Source organism: Xylophilus sp. ASV27 (assembly GCF_016428875.1).
Taxonomy (GTDB): domain Bacteria; phylum Pseudomonadota; class Gammaproteobacteria; order Burkholderiales; family Burkholderiaceae_C; genus Xylophilus.
In genome coordinates, this window is the sequence record NZ_JAELTO010000287.1 from 1 (window position 1) to 409 (window position 409).

1 protein-coding gene is annotated in these 409 nt (G+C 37.4%); it reads right to left on the reverse strand.

The window, feature by feature from the left end; genetic code table 11:
- Positions 1–409, reverse strand: a 409-nt coding sequence (locus tag JHD63_RS24315; protein ID WP_233168555.1) for a hypothetical protein, incomplete at both ends; no start/stop codon positions are given.

Here is a 409-nt window from a genome sequence, read left to right on the forward strand (position 1 = left end):
GGTCAGTCCGGGCAAGTTTATTTTTTTGATGTAACGTTTTATCTTTGGGTATCTATTCAATCGTCTCAAAATAGTTCTCCAAGTTCTCCAGTTGCTTAACACCGCCATGATCAGCAGAAGGAAACAGTAAAAGGCAAAACCAACAATAGAAGTATATACGATAATACGGTTCATTGGCGTATGTTCTATTGCATACCAACAGAAGAAAAAAAGAATACTTCCTAAAAAAGCAATGTAATATCCAACAGATTCTAGCACAAGAACTGAAAACGCACGAAGTGCATCTATTTGCCTTTTTACCAACTGGTTAAAAACATAGCCATTTCCACTAATCCCTCCTGTTGGAAGCGCTTGATTGACAAAAAGGAAATGCCATTGAGGGTACTGGTAAAAATCTCTGTTGTTGTTC